This is a genomic window from Litorivivens sp. (genome assembly GCF_041624475.1).
In the GTDB taxonomy this organism is placed as follows: domain Bacteria; phylum Pseudomonadota; class Gammaproteobacteria; order Pseudomonadales; family Spongiibacteraceae; genus Litorivivens.
The window spans coordinates 129,323-147,922 of sequence record NZ_JBFJUX010000006.1; the positions used below are offsets into that span (position 1 = coordinate 129,323).

Below are 18,600 nucleotides of genomic sequence, written 5' to 3' on the forward strand. Positions count from 1 at the left end.
GTCCAGTCTAGGTTAAATACACCCTCGTATTTCGAATTGATCAGGGGAATATGTCGTGTTTCGACAAGGGTTACTCGCACTGGCGCTCTGGTTTGGCGCGATTGCCGGTCAGGCAGCGACTGAAAGCGACAGCAATCAGGCTCCGTATCGGCATCCGGTCAACGTGACCGCCGTAGAGTTTCAGGATCGCTATATCGCCAAGCGTCGCTTTTCCGGGAGGGCGGTCTCGGCCCAGCGCTCGGCGCTGGCCTTCGAACTGCCGGGTACCGTGGAGTCAATCGAAGTCGATAGCGGGCAGCAGGTGACCGAAGGGGAAATTCTGGTCAGCCTGGACAGCCGGCTGCTGCAGGCTCAGGCAGCGGAAGTGGATGCGGCGCTGGTCGAGAACCGCGCCAGCCTGGACAAGAATGCGAGAGATCTGGAGCGCCAGCGAAGCCTGCAGAACAAAGGCTATTCCGCTCAGCAGGCCATCGATGATCTGATTGCCAGTGGCAAAGTCCTGAAAGCCCAGCGCGAGCGCCTGAAGGCCCAGCGTCGCGGCGTTGAACTGCGTCTGGAAAAATCGGTGCTGAAAGCGCCTTTTACGGGTGAAGTGGTTGCCAAATACGTTGATGAAGGCGTCACCGTCAAAGAAGGGCAACCGGCAGTGGAACTGGTAGCGATTGGCGAAACCGAGGCGGTGATTGGCATACCTGAGACCTTGTATCGCGCTGCCACGGAAGTCGATAAGGTAACCGTTCGCGGCTTTTTTGGCGAAACTGAGGCCAGCGTGGTGTCCGTCTCGCAAACGGTAAACCCCAATACCCTGACGCATTCCGTGCGGATTCGTTTTCCCTCGGATATCGCCATCGCCGATGGCAGTATCGTCTACATGCTGCTGGATCAAACGGTACACAAACCCGGCTTCTGGTTACCCCTATCGGCGCTTCTGGAAGGTTATCGAGGCACCTGGTCTATTTATGCCCTGACGGATAACTCGACTCTGGAAAAGCGCAGTGTCAGCCCCTTGTACCAGGAGGGTAACCGGGTGTTTGTCGACGGTGAACTGGCGGACGGGAGTCTGGTGGTTGCCAATGGTGTCCACCGCTACGCAGCTGGCCAGAACGTTCAGGTAGCGCAGCAATGAGCTCGCGTCTGGAGAAGGTTCTCGGCAATCCACGCATGGTCGCGCTTGCCATCGCACTGGTGTTGGTGGCGGGCTTGGGCGCGCTGCAGAATCTGCCGCGTATTGAAGACCCCTATATGACCAATCGGCACGCCACTGTGCTGGTGCAATTCCCCGGCGCCAGCGCCGAGCGGGTTGAAGCGCTCGTCATTGAACCGCTGGAGCAGGTATTGCGGGAAATTCCCGAGATTGACCACCTGACGGCAACCGCCCGCGCCGGAGTGGCCTCTCTGGTAATCGAGCTGGAGGACAGTGTCCAGAGCGATGAATCCGAGGCTTTGTGGTCGGAAGCCCGGGACAAGATTCGCCAGGCCCGCAGCCAGTTGCCCGAAGGTGCCTCCGAGCCTGTGCTCGACAATGACCGCTCCTATCCCTTTACCTGGATTGCGGCGCTTCAATGGCAGGGCGGGGACGTTGATATTGACCGCCTGAACAGACATGCCAGTGAATTGGCGTCGCGCATGGTGAATACCCACGGCACCGCACAGGTCAAAATTTTTGGTCAGCCTCAGGAAGAGGTGCGGGTGGATATCGACCCGGTCAAAATTGCTTCGCTAGGATTGGATGCCAACGCCGTTAGTCAGCGTATTGCCGATGTGGACGCCAAAGTGGCGGCAGGTGAACTGCACAACGACAATCATCGCATGTCACTGGAAGTCACGGGCGCCTTTTCCCGTATTGAAGATATTCGACGGCTCCCATTGGTGACGGAAGATTCCGGTATCTCACTGCAGCTGGGCGATGTTGCCAAAGTCTACCGTCACGAAGTCGACCCGGCGCGAAGCTATGCCTTTGTCGATGGCGAGCGTGCAGTGGTGGTCGCGGTGCGCATGTTGTTCGACGTTCGCGGTGATTACTGGACCGAAGACATCCGTCAGGTGGCGGAGGACTTCCGCGCAGGCCTGCCGAGCGAAGTCAGCCTCAACGAGCTGTTTGTGCAGGAGCGATACAACGAGATTCGTCTCGGGGATCTGATGGAAAGCATCACCATAGGCTTTCTGTTGATCCTCGGTGTGCTGTGGGTAACCCTGGGGTGGCGTTCCGCGATTATTGTTGCGGCGGCGCTGCCACTTACCACCCTGTTTTCGCTGGCCTGCATGCGCCTGATTGAATTGCCGATTCACCAGATGTCGGTTACCGGTTTGATTGTCGCGCTGGGTATTATGGTCGACAACGCAATTGTCGTGACCGATACCGTTATGCGTTACCGACGTGAGGGGATAGGCGTAGTAAGTGCCGCTGCCCGAACCTTTCGTCACTTGTGGGTGCCTTTGCTGGGTTCGACGCTCACGACCGTGCTGGCCTTTATGCCGATGGTATTGATGCCAGGGCCGGCAGGTGAGTTTATCGGCGGTATTTCACTGGCGGTAATCGGTTCCCTTATCGGCTCCTGGTTGATTTCACTCTTTATTATCGCGCCGCTCGCCGGGCGTTGGCTGTCGCCGAAGCAAAGCCACGGTCTGGAATTGCCGGTATTGGGCCGTATGTTCTCCCGTACCCTGGGGTGGGTTCTCAGAGCTCCTCGACTCACCATGCTACTGATCTTTGTGTTGCCGATAATGGGCTTCATTCAGGGTTCCAAGCTGCCAGAGCAATTCTTTCCCGTTTCAGACCGGGATATGCTCAATATGGAGCTGTATTTGCCTGCAGCGGCGGGCATAGAATCGACCATGGAAGCGACCCGTCGTCTGTCCGAAGTCATTAACAGGCATGAGGATATTATCGGCCTGAACTGGTTTGTGGGCAGCAGCGCGCCCTCGTTTTACTACAACCTGAAGCAGGGTAAAGACGGCGCCCAGAACTACGCCCAGGCAATGATCACCACCACCGATTACCGCGCGGCCAACCGGCTGGTCAGTGTCTTGCAGCGCGAAATTGACAGCGCCTTTCCCGAGTATCAGGTACTGGTGCGTCGTCTTGAGCAGGGGCCTCCGACGGATGCGCCGGTCGAACTGCGCTTGATGGGCTCGAGTGTGGAACAGCTCAAGGACGTCGGCGAGCAGTTGCGTCGCATAGCGCTGGCCACCGAGGATGTGATTCATGTCCGGGACTCCTTGAGTGAGGTTGTACCCAAGGTCTGGCTGCAGGTTGATCCGGTCAAAGCCCGGGTCGGTGGTGGCGCTCCCACAGACCTGTCCGCCAAACTGCAGGCGGACTTGAACGGCATTCAGCGGGGCTCCTTGCTTGAATCCACTGAGCAGTTGCCCGTTCGAGTTCGGGTCGAAGGCATTTCCGCGGTGGCGGTTGATGAGTTGGATTTACTGCCTATGAATCTTGCCAAAGGGCCCCGGCCGCTTATGGCTATTGCTGACACCGAGCTTCGTCCCGCCCAAGCCCAGATAACCCGACGCGATGGTCAACGGGTGAATAAAGTTGAAGTCTATATTCGCGATGGTGTGCTGCCCTCCGTGGCGCTTGAGCGTTTGCAACAGGCAATGGACAAAGAGGGTTTTGAACTGCCAGCTGGCGTGCAAATTCAGATCGGTGGAGAAAGTGAAGGGCGTAACAAGGCGCTGTCCAAACTGCTTTCCAGCGTTAGTCTGATTGCGGTGCTGATGGTGGTCGCCGTATTAATGGCTTTCAATTCGCTGCGTTTTACGCTGGTGATCTTTGTGGTGGCCGGTCAGGCTGCAGGGCTCGGCATGTTAAGCCTGTCCCTCAGCAGCTTTCCATTTGGTTTTACGTCCATTGTTGCGCTGATGGGTTTGATTGGTCTGGCGGTCAATGCGGCGATAATCATTCTTACTGAACTTAAGGCCAACCCGCGGGCCATGGCGGCGGATCGTGAGGCAATTATCGCCTCTGTCGGAGAGTGCACCCGCCATATCACCTCAACCACGATCACTACTGTGGCCGGGTTGCTGCCACTGATTCTGGGAGGCGGCGGTTTTTGGCCACCCTTTGCCATTGTGTTGGCGGGCGGAACGGTATTGGCAACGATCCTGTCGCTGTATTTTGTGCCGGCGGCCTTCCTGGTGTTGCGGAAACCCTTCCTGCTGAAGCTTTTGCAGCGCAACAGCAACGCGGACAAAAGGGGGAGTGACGAGGAACAGCAGGCTTTGGTGGTTAATCAGTAGCAGCGTGATCAGTGTCGCTGTTACGGCTGTCGAGATATTCCCGGTATTTGTCGAGATCAGTCCGCACCATGCTCCAGCACAAAGCCAGAATGCTGGCGTCGTCGATAAAGCCGAAAAAGGGCAGCAGGTCGGGTATCAGGTCCAGTGGGTTTAATACATACAGCAGAGCCGCGACGATGGCGGCAATGCTGGCCCAGGGGATTTCCCGGTAGCGGCGGGTGGAGTAATCGCGCAACAGGGAATAGGCGGTGTCGATATCGTCGATGAAAGGACGCAAACGCTCGCTGGATTGGACTCGCTCCTGCAGGGCGGGCCAGCGCGAAAGCAGCCGTGTTACGTCGGCCTTCTCGACCTTGGCGGCATCCTCTTCCAGTCGTTTTTTAGACATCAGGTTTCTACCGTAATCGCTTCGATAACGGCCGTTGCCTGTTGGCGAGCGGCATCGGTGGACTCTGCGCGCGCCAGCGCTACACCCATCCGGCGCTTGCCCCTGACCTCGGGTTTGCCAAACAGACGCAAATCCGTATCTGGCGCCTGCAGGGCGTGATTCAGGTTGCCGTAGCGCACGCGACTGGATTCGCCTTCAATCAGCAGCACTGCCGATGCCGACGGGCCGTGTTGGCGAATAACCGGTACAGGCAGGCCCAGGATGGCGCGCGCATGCAGCGCAAATTCTGACAGGTCTTGTGATATCAGGGTTACCAGACCGGTGTCGTGAGGTCGGGGCGATACTTCGCTGAAATAGACCTCGTCGCCTTTGATAAATAGCTCTACTCCAAATATTCCCCAGCCACCTAGAGCTTCTGTCACCCGCGCGGCGATATCCTGGCTTTTTTCCAGTGCAATGGGCGACATGGGCTGGGGTTGCCAGGACTCCTGATAGTCGCCGTCTTCCTGGCGATGACCGATGGGTTCGCAGAAACTGACGCCACCGCTGTGGCGCACGGTGAGTAAGGTAATTTCGTAGTCAAAATCGACGAAACCTTCCACAATCACGCGACCGGCTCCGGCGCGTCCGCCTTCCTGAGCGTATTGCCAGGCCGGCGTGATATCGTCCGCGGAGCGAACCAGACTCTGCCCCTTTCCTGACGAGCTCATAATGGGCTTGACCACGCAGGGCATACCAACGACTTCAACAGCGGTCTTGTAGTCTTCGATCGTGTCAGCAAAGCGAAAGGGTGATGTTGCAATACCGAGCTCTTCTGCGGCCAGCCGGCGGATGCCTTCGCGGTTCATGGTTAGCTGGGCGGCGCGAGCAGAGGGAATAACGGTAAAGCCTTCGTTTTCCAGCTCAACCAGCCGGTCGGTAGCGATGGCCTCTATTTCCGGCACAATCAGGTGCGGCGCCTCTTTGCGCACTAAAGCTTCCAGCGCGTCGCCATCGAGCATCGACAGGGTGTACGAGCGGTCGGCGACCTGCATGGCGGGGGCATTGTCGTAGCGGTCAGCGGCAATAACCTCGCAACCAAGGCGCTGCAGTTCAATAACCACTTCCTTGCCCAGTTCGCCGGAGCCCAGCATCAATACCCGGGTGGCCGTGTCCGAAAAGGGCGTGCCGATTATCGTCATAAGGCGTTGTTTCCTCGTGAAATCAGAGAGTGCGTTGTCTGGCGCTATTCAAGCCTGTTAACAGGGCGTTGCGCAAGTCTCGCGGGTCAATGATTTCATCGAAGGCCATATTATCGGCGGTGCTCCACGATGCGCTGGATTCAAGTTCCCGCATCCGTTTGGCAGTGGCTTCATCCATGCGTGCCGCCTGATCGCCGCCTCGGGTGGGCATGCCGCCGAGCATGACGCCAGGAAGGCCAAGACTGAGTGTCTGGCTGTCGAAAGGATTCATCGCCATCAGTGAGCTGCCAAAGCCAAAGGCCTTGCGCAGGGTGACATGCAGTTTGGGATGGCGGAACCGGGTCTGGGCCCGGAACATGGCTGCGGCGCTGCGCAGGGTGCCCGCGCGCTCGGCCTGGGTACCGGACATGACGCCGGGATTGTCCGCCAGAAACAGCGCCGGTAGATTAAAACGGTCTGCAACATCGATCAGTTGCGCCGCCTTCTTGGCACCCTCGGCGGTAATGGTACCCGCCAGCACATTGGGCTGGTTTGCAATAACCAGCAAAGGGCTGCCGCCGAGGCGCGCCAGACCGGTCACCATGGAGCGGCCATAGTTCGGCTGGATTTCAAAAAAGCTGTCACGGTCGCAGATCTCACAAATAATCTTGCGAACGTCGTAGGGAGTCTGGGTGTTGCGAGGCAGAAGCTGCAGAATGTCGTCGAGACGGCGAGGCTCAGTATCGCGGTCTTCAATCCGCGGTGCCTGCTGTCCTGAATGACTGGGCAGGTAAGATAGAATGCGTCGGATTTGCTGGCACAGCTCGGCATCGTCTTCGACCAGGTTGTGGGCATTGCCACTGACAGAGGTATGCATTTCTGCCGGGCCGAGTTCTTCCTTGCTTACCTGTTCGCCGGTAGCCGCGGCGACCAGCGGTGGGCCGGCAGCAAACAGGGTGGCCTGACGGGTCATCAACACAAAGTCCATTAACAGACCACTGATCGCACCGTGTCCGGCGCTGGAACCAATGACCCCGGCAATGGTCGGGGCAATGGCGTTGAGCCGTGCGATTTCAATCATGTCGTTCGGGGCGTAAGGGTGTCGCTCCAGCGCATTGGTGGCTCGCGCACCGGCGCCATCAAGCAGCAGGATATAGGGGATTTTTTCCTGTGCAGCCAGCCGGGCATAGCGCACCCGTTTGGCATTGCCGCCGTGGCCAATGGAGCCGCCCTTAACAGTAAAGTCTTCGCAGGCAATAACCACCGGACGACCGTTAATCTGACCCAGACCACCCACCATGCCGTCGCTGGGAAGGGGCGTCTCGCCGTGGTAACTGACGCCGCCGACCAGGGTGCCGAGTTCGAAAAAACTGCCGGCGTCCAGCAACTGCTCGATGATTTCACGCGCATTCAAGCGCCCGGACTTGCGCCGCGCGCTGAGTTTTTCAGGGCTGCCCATTTTACGGCCTTCGCCCTGACGCCGCTGAAATTCTTCGAGCAGTTCCGCCCAGTCGTCTGGGATACCGTCCTTAGCCATGTTGCTCAAGGTAGTCTTTCTGCAATTGCTTTTTCAGGATCTTGCCAGTGGCGTTGCGCGGCATTTCCTGGTTGCGTACCCAAACATGCGTCGGCACCTTGAAGCCCGCCAGGCGCGATTTCACGTGGGCCTGGACGCTGGCCGCATCCAGGCTTGCGCCGGCGTTGGGGCAGACCGCGACCGCCAGCTCCTCGCCCAGTGTGTCGTGTGGAACGCCAAAGGCCGCCACTTCATGCACTTCAGGCATTTCCAGCAGGCAGCCTTCAATTTCGGCAGCGGCAATATTTTCGCCACCGCGAATGATCATGTCTTTGGCCCGGTCGACGATATAAACGAAGTTTTCCTCGTCGATGTAGCCGATATCGCCGGTGGCGATCCAGCCACTGTGAAAAGTTTCTGCAGTGGCTTCGGGTTTTTCCCAGTACTCGCTGACGTTGGTGGGTGACTTCAGCCAGATCTCACCCTTTTCGCCGCGCGGCAGATCGTTGCCATTTTCGTCGACCGTCTTGAACTCAACGATGGGCGACAGGGTGCCGGAACTGCGGGGTTTGTAGGCAAAGGCCTCGCCGGTGAAGTTGGAGCAGGTGGCATTGGATTCGGTCATGCCGTAGCCGGTGCCCGAGTAGGGTTTATGAATTTTTTCGTCTACCAAACGATTGAATTTTGGCGGGCAGGCGGCGCCGCCACCACTGACTGTGTAGAGACTCGAGGTGTCCGTTTTGTCGAAGTCCGGGTGTTCGAGCAAGTCCAGTACCATGGACGGCGCGCCGCTGAATATGGTGATGCGCTCTTTCTCGATCAGCTTCAAGGCGTCGGCGGGGTTCCACTTGTACATCATGACAATGCTGCGCCCGCCGCGCAGGGACAGCAGGAACTGGGCGTGACATCCCGACACATGGAACAGCGGAACCGCCAGCAGGGATTTGGGCGCAAAGCCGCAGGTCATCATATGCTCGACAGCCTTGGGGTTGGCCATCGCCGAGCAGGTGGCGTGGAATTCAAAATTGGTCAGCGCCTGAACAATATTGCGGTGATTGCTCAGCACACCCTTCGGCTTGCCCGTGGTGCCCGAGGTATACATGATCATGACCGGGTCGTCGCTAGTGCAAGCGAAGGGCTCGACGCTTTGGCCCAGTCCGCGCGCCACGACCTCTTTGTAGTGTTCGGCATTTGTACCAAGCGAACCCGCTGTGCGAGCCACCACGGCTTTTACACCCATTTCAGGCAGCAGGTCGTCGACAAAGCCGTAGCGCTGTTCGTCGCAAAACACCACGCGGGCGCCGGAATCGCTCAGGCCGTATTCCAACTCGGCGCGCTGTCCCCAGGAGTTGAGGGGCACCACAATCGCACCAAGCGACACGATGGCGGCGAAGGCAACCATCCACTCGGGGTAATTGCGCATGGCGATGGCAACCCGGTCACCCTTCTGGATGCCGTAGTGCTCCACCAGCTGCTGGGCGAGGGCGTCTGCCTGCTCAAAGAAGTTGTTGAAGGTCAGTTGTTCACCTTCGTAGATAATAAACACGGCATCGCCGTGGCCCCTACCCACATCCAGCATCTCTTTCAGGGTTTCGGGCGTATTTTTGTACACGGTGAACGTCGTACCGTTGATGGTCTGTTCAGTAATTTCAAAGGGCGAGCCCGGTTGCATCAGCTGGTTTGCGCATTCATTAAAGCGGGCGACAATATCGGTCATTGCGATGAATCCTAGGGGTCGTGGAATGAATTAAAACAGGCAATTTACCGATATTATCGGGATTGCCCGCCTCGGGTCTAGGGCAGAAAAGGGCAGCTCATTCGAATGGCTTACCCCCTGGCGAGGATAAAGTGGCCGTTGGGCGCTAGTTGCTCGCCTCCAGCGATTTTTTCTTCTCCAGCAGCCGGGGGTTCTGACTTAGTGAGGAGTATTTCAACAGTTCTGAAAGCTGCTGACGGTATTCCGCTTTCTGCGCCGGGTTTTCGGGCGAAGCCATGTTTCCCAATATCTCGTCGAGCATGGTGTCTATGGATTTCATTACGTCCGGGTTGCGCGGGTGGAGCCGGTAGGCTTTGTCGAGATAGAACAGGGCACCGTTGTAATCGCCGAATTTGAGTGCCTGGCGCCCTTCGCTGAGATTTTTCAAAACACTTTCCTGAGTAACCGGGGGTAATTCTTCAAAAGGGATGTCTGGACCGGCTTCGGGTTGAAAAAACAGCAGGTAGCTGGAAAAACCGACGATCGCCACCAGTAGGGCTGCAGATAGCTGCCTGACGCGACGACCAGTTCCTTTGAACTGGCTGAGGAACTGGCCGGCGTCTTGCCAGCGGTCCTCGCGCCGGAATTCAAGGGCTTTGGCGATGGCCCTCCACTGGTAGGCCGGGAGGCCCTTGATTCGCTTTGGCTTGAGGCCGAGCGATTCAGCGCGCGGCGCGCTTTTGCGGTCGAAGGGATGCTTGCCGGTCAGCATTTCATAGGCGATCAGCCCCAGCGCATAGACGTCATCCGCCGGGTGGGGAGCTTGTCGTTCAAACATCTCATAACTGGCGTAGGTGGGGGTCAGACCCGAAATTTCATCCGGATCAGCCTGGGTTTTGTCGCCTTCGATGCTTGAATAGGCGCGGGCGATACCAAAGTCCAGCACCTTTAGTACGTTTTCGCGGGTTATGAATATATTCGCTGGCTTCAGGTCCGAGTGGACAATATTGCGTTTATGGGCGTAGGCGATGGCATTGCCCAAATCTGTAATGTAGGCGATGCGTTCGGCGCGCTCGGCATCACTGGAGATGTAACTGTCCAGGGTCACACCGTTCAGTGACTCCATTGTCATAAAGAAAATGGTGTCGTCGCGGTCAAAGTCGTAGACGGTAATGATGTTCGGGTGGGCGAGGGTTTGGGATTTGTCCGTTTCCCGCTGCAATGCAATAAAGGCGCGCGAGTCTTTGGCAAAATCGCCGGTGATCACCTTGATGGCAACGGTGGGGTCGCTGTGCCCGGCTTCTACCCGCCGCAGGTCCCTGGCGCGAAATACGGCCCCCATCCCACCCTGACCAAGCTTTTCGCCGAGCTGGAACCGGTCCTTGAGCATGAATCCCGATTGCATCATCGCGAGGGTGTCGCTGGAAAAACTTTTGTCTGCAGAAGTTTCGCTCGTGCTGACCTGTGTTTTATCAAAATCGGAACTGACCTGAGTTTCAGCATTGTCGGTCAGCTGGGTGGCGATCTCAGTCTCATGGCCTTGCGGTCGGTTGGTTATCGGTCTGGTTTTATCGTTGTCGTTCATATCGTCTCCCAAAAAACGGGGTGTCCGTTTACAGCAGACTGTCCAGTATGTCTGGCCAGTTTTCACGCCAGCAGCAGACATGGTCAAAGTCAGGAAATTCCCTCAGTGTACCACCGTGCTGCTTCACATAGGCGCTCGCCAGCTCGGGCGGCGTATTGCGATCCCGCAGGCCGATCAGATGTTGTTGGCGAACGGTATTGGTTGCTGCTTCGGCGATCGGGTTCAGTGAATCACTCAGCGGCAGATAGCCGTGCAGTGTCGTCCAGGCAGCGATATCCAGATTGCCGGCAACGGTAACCAGCTGGATATCTCCCGCCAGCCGGCCGGCGACTAATGTGGCCAGGGCGCCGCCGCCACTGTAGCCAATAAGCAGTAGCGGCCGCTGGTCCTGGCGAAGTTGTGTGATTGCGCTGATCAGGCTGTTGACCACTTCCTCGCCGTAGCGTGCCGAGGTCCAATAGCGAGGAGCGCAGGGCGGTGTGTCAGCAAACCCAAAGTAGCAGGGGCGGCCCAGGTAAATGGCCGAGTAGGGCGCTGCGGCCATCAACTGGAGGGCCAACGGCCGCCGTGGGGTTGGGTCATTGGCTATGAACTGACCCTGCAGCCAGGGGCTACCGTCACCGTCGAGGTAGATGTGCAGACGTTCGCTGGGTCGGCCCTGTTTGCGAAACACTTGATGCTGGAAGGGTAGGCCGCGGACAACTTCGCTGCTCAATTTATGATCGTTGGCGAATTGCCGGGCGCGTTCAAGCGGGGAAGAGCAGGCTGCCGTCAGGACGACAGCCAGCAACAGAAGGCCTGTTTTAGAGTTCGACGCGAGCACCGATAACAACTGTATCGCGATCCAGCAGTTCGTGATCGATCAGGCGCTCATAGCTGATAAAACCAGACAAGCCGCGCTTGAACTGGGCGGCAAGGTTGATACGCCCAGCCCGGTAATTTCTCGCCGGGTCTTCGCCAAACTGGCGTACGCCGGTATTGGTGGTGACCGCGTCTGCCTCTGCGTACTCGTGGTGATAGGCAAAATAGACGCTGGGGATCAATACGCCCCAGTCGGTGAGAAACACATAGTCGGCCTGCAGGGATGCACGCGCATTCAGCGAGTCAAACTTCTGCTCTTCATAGGTAAGGGCGCCGAAGCCGCTGACTGTCTTTTCGCTGTAGCCGTCGATTGAACCACGAACATTGAGCAGCCTGACGCTGGGCGTTATGGTCCAGCGATTGTGGTTAAAGAGGTGACCAAAGGCCAGTTCGGCGGAATGAAAATCGCCTTCGGTGGAACTGTCAAACTGGCCAAAGGTGGAGGAGCGCTCCACGTCGAGGTCAATCTGTCCATAAGTAAGCAAGGCGTCGAGGTAGGTGTCTCCCCAGTATTTTGATGCGTGGAAGCCGATAATAATGCTGTCGCTTTCGGCCTTGCCCTGATTGTCGTCATATTCGGTATCCGAGGCGACATAGTTGAGTGTGGCCCCGGCTATCAGGTCTTCCTGCAGGCGGTAATCGGTGCCCAGAATGAGGATGTCCGCATCCTGTTCGTAGGCGCGGCTGATATCAGTTGCGCGACGATCGGCATTGCTGCTGTCGAGCACGACAAAGGGTGACCAGCGGTTGCTGTCAGCGATGCCATCGGCGCCTGCGGCACCACCCTTCGGGTGACCCATTGCGGCAGTGCGATTGCGCTTACCGCCAAAGCTGCCCCGGGCCTGGGTGATTCGGTCGTTGAGACCGCCGACAAAATCGACTGTCTGCTCACGGGTTGAGCTGCCAGTCTGATCGGCGCATTCAGGGCGTTCCGTTACCGTGGGATTTTCAGCGGGGCGTGCCACGGAAGTGTTTTCGGAAGTGGAACCAAACTCCTGAAAGGGCGGTGACGTTGGCTCTTGCGGTTGTGGCTCAGAGTTGGTTCCGCACTCCTTGTGGTCGGCAAGGCTCTGCCCGGTGAGTAGCAAGGCACAGCTGGCGATAGCTGCGACTTTGATCAAGTTAATCATACAATGCCCCCTGTCGCTGGCTGTCATATTCTTTATATATCAAGAATCCAATAAAGTTACTGAGCTCTCGGCACGAAGAAGAAATCGCCAACTTCGTGTCCGGCTCCCTTGATGCTTTTATAGACCGGTTCCTGCAGAAACTCATTGGCCTGCGCCCGGGCCGTGACCGGCTGCTTTATTGCGGCGTACAGGTCGGGGGCAGACAGAACCTCGGTATTGCCGCGCAGTGTTTCAATTAATTCCCGGGCAAAGACTGAATGCCCCTGGCCTCCACTGTCGATTACCGGCTTGTCGCCGCCTGATGAAAGCAGCAAGCGGGATTTACGCGGCAGCTTGTAGCGAATGTACTCCAATTTGTTGGTTTTAGCGGTATTGCCGAAAAAGAGATGGCCGGGTGAATTTGACAGCAGGCCACCATAACAGGAGTCGGCGACCACCAGGACACGCTTGGCCTGAAGCCGGCCGAGGTGGTTGGTGATGTATTCATTGGGCACCCAGAAGGCATCGTTGGGTGGCGGGTCGGCATTGACCGGAAGCCAATAGCCTGTATTTCGATCACCAACATCGATCAGGTTACCGTGCCCCGCATAGTAGAGAAACAGGTTGTCGTTAGGCCCGAGCTTGTCGTGCAGATCGTTAATGGCTTTCATAATGGAAAACCGGTCGGCGTCGAGTAACAGCTCTACCTGAAAACCGTACATCTCTTGCAGAATGCGGCCCAACTCTTTGGCGTCGTTCCAGGGGGTATCCAGGTTGGTCAGTGACTGGTACTGGCGGTTGCCGATAATCAACGCGTAATAGCGCCCGAAATTTAGGTCGCCAATCATCAGCGGTGTAACTGCCTCGGTGGTAGATGACTGGGTGTTTACCAGGGCTGATGGGCGAGTCGCAGTGGCAGTGCGCAGTTTCGGCCCCTCAGGAATTGACGCTAGCTGTGTTGCGACGTCCTGTTGTGAGCTTTGCAGGCTGGCAACCAGTTGTTGGAGCGATTCAAGCTCAACCCGCAGATCGCGCTGGGCGCCTGATTCCCCAGCTGAACTTGAGGAATTGGCGGCGCTTTGTAGCTTCTTTTGCAGGCTATTGATTTGTTGCTTAAGCAGCCTGACCTGAGTTTCTTTGGCGGCAAGCTCCTTCTGCAAACTGGCGCGGAGGGCTTCCTGTTCCTGTCTGGCGGTTTCCTGAAAGATCACGCTGTCTTCCGGTAGACCCCAAGCCTGACGATAAAGGTTAAGCGCTTTCAGCTTGTCCGCCTTTACACCAAGGCCCTGTTCGTAAAGGGTGCCGAGATTGAACAGGCCTCGTTCATTGCCCTGATTTGCGGCTTTCTCATACCAGATGGCGGCAGCTTCGTAATTGGGCTCCGCACCGAGCCCTTTTTCAAAAATCTCACCGACATTGACCTGGGCTTCCGCATCACCGGCTTTAGCGGCGGGCATCCAGACGTTCAGTGCCGATTTATAGTCTGCGCGATCGTAGGCGACATATTCGCCGCCGCGAATATTGCAGTCAGAGGCTGTGGTTTTTATGGGACGACGGGCGGTAAGGTAGGTCTGGTTGCCGAGGCTGCGAACCTGACCTGGGAGCAGGCAATCCACCACGTGCATGCCCGAAATCAGCTCTTCCTGCGAGGCGGGGGTTGCACCGGGCTGGGTGGTCGAAGATGAGCAGGCAGACAATAGAAGCAGGCTGGCAATGCCGCAGGCCCCCATAGCTACCACGCGATATTTACCTGTCAGGTGTAATTTCATGGCTAGCGACCTTTTAGCGCGGAAACGTAATGAGCAGGCTGGAACGAACTTGCCTTGAATCTCCACTTTTAATTAGTGTGGGACATTCTGACAGCGCTATCAAGCGGGAACGCAGCTAAGGGTAAATCAACGGCCTGCTACTGATCTCAAGCGCACTAGAGCTCCAATCTGAGTCCGGCCGTAAAGCTCTTCTGATCGAGCAGACTGTGCGCAATAACCTTTTCAAAGGCCGCGAAAACGGATCGGCCGTGGCGGAGCTGGAGCGACAGGCTGAGGCGAGCAGAGCCGTAATTTTGTTCGGGTTTATCGCTGATGTGTTTGATTCCACTGCGAGTTTTGAGGGCCTCGACATCGCCAAACTCCCGGTGATAGGCAATGTATAAGCCGGGAATAACGACGCCGAAGTTCGTCGAGACAGCGTAATCCAGTTGCAGGGCGCCGCGCAGGTTCAGTGACTCAAAATGCAGATCCCGGTAGGAAAGGGCGCCGCTGCCAGTCAGGGGCTGCTCTGAGTAGTCGTCGAGTTTGCCGCGAAGATGGAAAATGCGCAGGCTTGGGGTAAGTGTCAGACCCTGCCAGCCGAAAAAGTGGCCCAGCGCAGCTTCTGCCGAGTGGAACTTGCCTTGGGTGGCACCCCTGTAGCTACCGGTACTTGAGTGTCGGACAGAATCCAAGTCAATCTGCCCCACACTGGCGAGTGTATCCAGGAAGGTATCTCCCCAGTACTTTGAGCCATGAAAACCCAGCATGAGTGTATCGCTGCTGGCGTCGCCTTCCTTGCCGGCAATAACCGTATCGGCCTTTAGAGAACTGAGGCTTATGCCGCCTCTAACGTCAGGATGCAGCTGGTAGTCAACACCCAGCAGCAAAGCTTCGCTATCCTGCGCATAGGCCAGCCCGCGCCTCGTCTGCTGTTTATCTGTATCAGCGGAGTCGGCCATCAGAAAGGGAGACCAGCGACTGAAACCGTCGGTATCGGCACCGGCGCTTCCGCCCCGCGCCGAGTTGCTGTTCCGGCCACGCGCCAGGCCTATGCGGCTGCCCAGACTGCTTGCAAAGCTGCCAGCAGCACCGCTTGCCGAGAATCCACCTTCACCGGGACAGTCTGACTGGTCGCAGCGGTCGGCGTTCTTGTTCTGATCCTGGAAACCGAAGGAAATCGTAACCAGCTCGCCTATCAGGGTAATGTTGTCGTCGTGAACGTTGACAAGATTGCCTTGATGGTCAGCAAATGCCAGGGAGCTAAGGCACAACGATGCGGCTGCCAGTCGGATTAGTAGCGTTTGTCCGAGGCGAGTCATTGCAGCTCCTTCGTGACCGAGTCGAGCGCCGCATTTATTAACGGGATTTTAGCGCAGGCCTCATGCAAGCTGTTCATTATACGGCAAGATACTGAGACTTGTCGGTTGTCCAATGGAGGTTAACTTGAAATTACAGGACGTGACACTTTTTCGAGGTGGCGAGCGCACTGTGCTGAGGGAGGTTGTCGATAAGCGAGCGGTCTTGCTAATTATACTGCGGCACAGTGGGTGTCCACTGTGCCGAGAGCACCTGGTGGTTACTGAGGGGATGCTCGCTGAAATTCCCACCGATCGCTGCCAGGTGGTGGGTATCTGCCAGGGGGATGGCGCCGAGGCACTGGCATTGGAGCAGGAACTGGAGCTGAGTTTTCCGGTTTACGCCGACCCGGACGCAGCCCTGTACCGGGAGCTGGATATGCCACACGGCTCCTGGTGGCAGGTCACCCTGGGGCCGATGCTGCGTCAACCATTGAAGGCGATAAAGCGTATGCGCGATGTGCGCCGTCCGGGCAAAGACGTCAGACAGCTGGGCGGTGTGGTACTGCTGTCTTCGGCGATGGAGCCACTGTATCGCTATGTTCAACGCGATTCCGGAGACCTGCCGGGTGACGACGAGGTGCTCTCCGCAGTCGCTGCGCACTGCAGCTAGCCCGAACGGCGTATGTTGCAACATTCACGGCGTGCTAGTGTTAGCCGCGAATTAGACTGACAGGACGTATTTTTATGGGACGATTTTCGGGCAAGACGGTATTGATCACCGGTGCCGCATCAGGCATTGGCCGCGCCAGCGCTCAGGCTTTTGCTGCCGAAGGTGCCTCGCTCTATCTTTGCGATATCAACGGTGAAGGATTGCAAGCAGTCGCAGAAGCACTGCCGGGGCAGGTGAAAACCCGGGTGTTGGATGTGACCAGCTCGGCCGATTGCCGGGCTGCGGTGGAAGAGGCCGCAACAGAATTTGGCCAGCTCGATGTGCTGTGCAATATTGCGGGTATAGCCAAGACGCACCATTTTCACGATACAACGGATGAGCAGTGGGATCAGATTCTGGCCGTCAATCTGTCCAGCGTAATGTATCTGTCGCGGGCGGCCATTCCCCATCTGCTGAAACAGAAGGGCAATATCGTCAATATGGCGTCCATAGCGGGCCTGATGGGCCAGGCCTATACCTCGGGCTATTGCGCCAGCAAGGCGGCGGTGGTGATGTTGAGTAAATCGATTGCGCTGGAATATGCCAAACAGGGGCTGCGCTGCAACGCGATTTGTCCGGGCGGGGTGCAGACTGAGCTGGTTCAGAAGTTTTCCGCGCCGGAGGATGTCAATTTCGAACTGATGGCTCGCTATATGCCCCTGACGGAAATGGCTGAAGCGGAAGATGTTGCCAACGCGGTGCTGTTTCTGGCCTCACAGGATGCGCGCCATATCAATGGTGTCGCTCTGCCACTGGATTCCGGCGTGTCGGCGGGTTAGCGTACACGAGCGCGCGGGGTCACGCTTAACGGTCAATATGGATTACAATGACGTTCGCGTTTGAGCTACAATCAGATTAATTATCAAGATTGATCTGCAAGACATTGATTATTAAGGATATGTGATGAGTTTCTTTATCTCCCAAGCCCATGCACAGAGCGCAGGACAGCAGCCTCCTCCCGGCGGTGATCTGTTCCAGCTGGGTTTTCTGGTGCTGTTGTTTGTACTGTTTTACTTTCTGGCAATCCGCCCCCAGCGCAAACGTCAGAAAGAGCATGCGGAAATGGTCGCGGCCCTGGCCAAGGGTGATGAAGTAGTGACCAGTGGCGGCATTCTCGGCAAAGTGGTGCGTCTTGATGACCATTACGTGGTGCTGCAAGTGGGCGACAATATGGAGCTCAAGTTCCAGCGCGGCATGGTCAGCGCTGTGCTGCCCAAGGGCACTATCAAGGCAATCTGATCGTGCCCTTGCCGCCGCTTCCCCCAAGGCTGCCACTGGCGCAACTGCCCACCCCCTTGCAACCGCTGGATCGTCTCAGTGAGAGGCTTGGGGCAGGAATCCGCCTCTGGGTGAAGCGCGACGATCTCACCGGCAGCGTGTTAAGCGGTAACAAGGTGCGCAAGCTGGAATTCACTCTGGCTCAGGCCTTGCAAGACGGTTGCGATACCATCATTACCTGCGGCGGTATTCAGTCCAACCACTGTCGCGCTACCGCACTGCTTTGTGCCCAGCTCGGTCTGCGCTGTCATTTGATTCTGCGCGGAGCTGAGCCCGAAGTCGGCGACGGCAATCTGCTCCTCGATCAGCTCGCTGGCGCACAGATCGACTTCCATCCGGCCCGTTTCTACCAGTCCAATCTAGACTCCCTGCTCAATGCGGCAAAGCAGCGCAGCGACGAGGCAGGGCATCCGGCCTTTATCATTCCCACCGGTGCCTCGGACGGTATCGGAGTATGGGGCTACCTGATGGCGGCAGACGAACTGCGGCAGGATTTTGCCCGCGCAGGGATTGCGCCGGAGCATATTGTCTGTGCGACGGGTTCGGGTGGCACCCAGGCGGGTTTGACCCTAGGCGCGCGTTTACTGAACTTGCCGAGTCAGGTTTGGGGGGTGAACGTCTGCGACGACGAAGCCTGGTTCCTCAATAAAGTGCGGCAGGATGTTGCGGACTGGCGCGACCGCTATCAACCGGCTTTTGACCTAGCCTCACTGGATACCCGGGTGATTGATGGCTATGTGGGTGCCGGCTACGCCATAGCCGATGAGGCCGTGTTTAAAACCATCGCTACCGTGGCGCGGCTGGAAGGCATTATTCTTGACCCGGTTTATACCGGCAAAGCCTTTCACGGCCTGATCGAAGAAATCAGAAGCGGCCGCTTGGCGGGCAGCGATCTGGTGTTTGTGCACACGGGCGGCACGTTTGGCCTGTTCCCCCAGCGCGATCAAGTGGCACCGGTATTGACTAAAGCGCACTCGGAACAACAATAACAGCAACCATCGCAGGAT

General features: G+C 57.3%; 15 protein-coding genes. 6 read left to right on the forward strand and 9 right to left on the reverse strand.

What is annotated here, in order from left to right; genetic code table 11:
- Positions 1–55 precede the first annotated feature (55 nt).
- Both ABY734_RS09015 and ABY734_RS09020 read left to right on the forward strand, forming a co-directional pair.
- Positions 56–1,126 carry an efflux RND transporter periplasmic adaptor subunit gene (locus ABY734_RS09015; protein WP_372778658.1) on the forward strand — a complete coding sequence of 357 codons (1,071 nt, stop codon included), beginning with the start codon at positions 56–58 and terminating at the stop codon, positions 1,124–1,126.
- Complete coding sequence (locus ABY734_RS09020; RefSeq protein WP_372778659.1) at positions 1,123–4,242, forward strand: efflux RND transporter permease subunit; 3,120 nt, start codon at positions 1,123–1,125, stop codon at positions 4,240–4,242. Before ABY734_RS09015 ends, ABY734_RS09020 begins: the two co-directional genes overlap by 4 nt.
- Here the strand turns inward: ABY734_RS09020 and ABY734_RS09025 are convergent.
- The 9 genes from ABY734_RS09025 to ABY734_RS09065 all read right to left on the reverse strand — a co-directional run bounded on the left by ABY734_RS09025 (position 4,232) and on the right by ABY734_RS09065 (position 15,627).
- The gene (locus ABY734_RS09025; protein ID WP_372778660.1) at positions 4,232–4,630 is read right to left on the reverse strand and encodes a YkvA family protein; all 399 of its coding nucleotides are present in this window, start codon (positions 4,628–4,630) and stop codon (positions 4,232–4,234) included. The genes ABY734_RS09020 and ABY734_RS09025 overlap by 11 nt on opposite strands.
- On the reverse strand, positions 4,630–5,811 hold the full coding sequence (gene purT, locus ABY734_RS09030; RefSeq protein WP_372778661.1) for a formate-dependent phosphoribosylglycinamide formyltransferase: 1,182 nt from the start codon (positions 5,809–5,811) through the stop codon (positions 4,630–4,632). Before purT ends, ABY734_RS09025 begins: the two co-directional genes overlap by 1 nt.
- 22 nt (positions 5,812–5,833) lie before the next feature.
- Complete coding sequence (locus ABY734_RS09035; protein WP_372778693.1) at positions 5,834–7,327, reverse strand: acyl-CoA carboxylase subunit beta; 1,494 nt, start codon at positions 7,325–7,327, stop codon at positions 5,834–5,836.
- Positions 7,320–9,023: a class I adenylate-forming enzyme family protein gene (locus ABY734_RS09040; RefSeq protein WP_372778662.1), complete on the reverse strand. Its 1,704-nt coding sequence runs from the start codon at positions 9,021–9,023 to the stop codon at positions 7,320–7,322. Before ABY734_RS09040 ends, ABY734_RS09035 begins: the two co-directional genes overlap by 8 nt.
- Positions 9,024–9,168: 145 nt before the next feature.
- Positions 9,169–10,587, reverse strand: coding sequence for a serine/threonine protein kinase (locus tag ABY734_RS09045; protein WP_372778663.1), 1,419 nt, complete (start codon positions 10,585–10,587; stop codon positions 9,169–9,171).
- Positions 10,588–10,615: 28 nt separating this feature from the next.
- Positions 10,616–11,377 (reverse strand): hypothetical protein, encoded by a 762-nt coding sequence (locus ABY734_RS09050; protein WP_372778664.1) that lies wholly within the window; start codon positions 11,375–11,377, stop codon positions 10,616–10,618.
- Positions 11,378–11,390: 13 nt separating this feature from the next.
- Positions 11,391–12,578, reverse strand: coding sequence for an autotransporter outer membrane beta-barrel domain-containing protein (locus ABY734_RS09055; protein WP_372778666.1), 1,188 nt, complete (start codon positions 12,576–12,578; stop codon positions 11,391–11,393).
- A gap of 56 nt (positions 12,579–12,634) precedes the next feature.
- The gene (locus tag ABY734_RS09060) at positions 12,635–14,326 is read right to left on the reverse strand and encodes a caspase family protein (RefSeq protein ID WP_372778667.1); all 1,692 of its coding nucleotides are present in this window, start codon (positions 14,324–14,326) and stop codon (positions 12,635–12,637) included.
- A 155-nt stretch (positions 14,327–14,481) separates the two neighbouring features.
- Positions 14,482–15,627 (reverse strand): autotransporter outer membrane beta-barrel domain-containing protein, encoded by a 1,146-nt coding sequence (locus ABY734_RS09065; RefSeq protein WP_372778668.1) that lies wholly within the window; start codon positions 15,625–15,627, stop codon positions 14,482–14,484.
- A gap of 112 nt (positions 15,628–15,739) precedes the next feature.
- On the opposite strand from ABY734_RS09065, the gene ABY734_RS09070 reads away from it, so the two are divergent.
- The 4 genes from ABY734_RS09070 to ABY734_RS09085 all read left to right on the forward strand — a co-directional run bounded on the left by ABY734_RS09070 (position 15,740) and on the right by ABY734_RS09085 (position 18,582).
- Entirely contained in the window at positions 15,740–16,276 is a 537-nt protein-coding gene (locus ABY734_RS09070) for an AhpC/TSA family protein (protein ID WP_372778669.1), read from the forward strand.
- A gap of 74 nt (positions 16,277–16,350) precedes the next feature.
- Entirely contained in the window at positions 16,351–17,094 is a 744-nt protein-coding gene (locus ABY734_RS09075; RefSeq protein WP_372778670.1) for an SDR family NAD(P)-dependent oxidoreductase, read from the forward strand.
- 124 nt (positions 17,095–17,218) lie between these two features.
- A complete protein-coding gene (yajC, locus tag ABY734_RS09080) occupies positions 17,219–17,554 on the forward strand; it encodes a preprotein translocase subunit YajC (protein ID WP_372778671.1) in 336 nt (111 codons plus the stop codon).
- Between the two features lie 2 nt (positions 17,555–17,556).
- Positions 17,557–18,582, forward strand: coding sequence for a 1-aminocyclopropane-1-carboxylate deaminase/D-cysteine desulfhydrase (locus ABY734_RS09085; RefSeq protein WP_372778672.1), 1,026 nt, complete (start codon positions 17,557–17,559; stop codon positions 18,580–18,582).
- The last annotated feature ends 18 nt before the right edge of the window (positions 18,583–18,600 follow it).

Bases quoted from the DNA above. Each gene is read 5' to 3' on its own strand.
- ABY734_RS09020 (WP_372778659.1), top strand. From the start codon at position 1,123: ATGAGCTCGCGTCTGGAGAAGGTTCTCGGCAATCCACGCATGGTCGCG.
- ABY734_RS09040 (WP_372778662.1), bottom strand. From the start codon at position 9,023: ATGACCGATATTGTCGCCCGCTTTAATGAATGCGCAAACCAGCTGATG.
- ABY734_RS09060 (WP_372778667.1), bottom strand. From the start codon at position 14,326: ATGAAATTACACCTGACAGGTAAATATCGCGTGGTAGCTATGGGGGCC.
- ABY734_RS09045 (WP_372778663.1), bottom strand. From the start codon at position 10,587: ATGAACGACAACGATAAAACCAGACCGATAACCAACCGACCGCAAGGC.
- ABY734_RS09070 (WP_372778669.1), top strand. From the start codon at position 15,740: ATGGAGGTTAACTTGAAATTACAGGACGTGACACTTTTTCGAGGTGGC.
- ABY734_RS09075 (WP_372778670.1), top strand. From the start codon at position 16,351: ATGGGACGATTTTCGGGCAAGACGGTATTGATCACCGGTGCCGCATCA.
- ABY734_RS09055 (WP_372778666.1), bottom strand. From the start codon at position 12,578: ATGATTAACTTGATCAAAGTCGCAGCTATCGCCAGCTGTGCCTTGCTA.
- ABY734_RS09025 (WP_372778660.1), bottom strand. From the start codon at position 4,630: ATGTCTAAAAAACGACTGGAAGAGGATGCCGCCAAGGTCGAGAAGGCC.
- purT (WP_372778661.1), bottom strand. From the start codon at position 5,811: ATGACGATAATCGGCACGCCCTTTTCGGACACGGCCACCCGGGTATTG.
- ABY734_RS09035 (WP_372778693.1), bottom strand. From the start codon at position 7,327: ATGGCTAAGGACGGTATCCCAGACGACTGGGCGGAACTGCTCGAAGAA.
- yajC (WP_372778671.1), top strand. From the start codon at position 17,219: ATGAGTTTCTTTATCTCCCAAGCCCATGCACAGAGCGCAGGACAGCAG.
- ABY734_RS09065 (WP_372778668.1), bottom strand. From the start codon at position 15,627: ATGACTCGCCTCGGACAAACGCTACTAATCCGACTGGCAGCCGCATCG.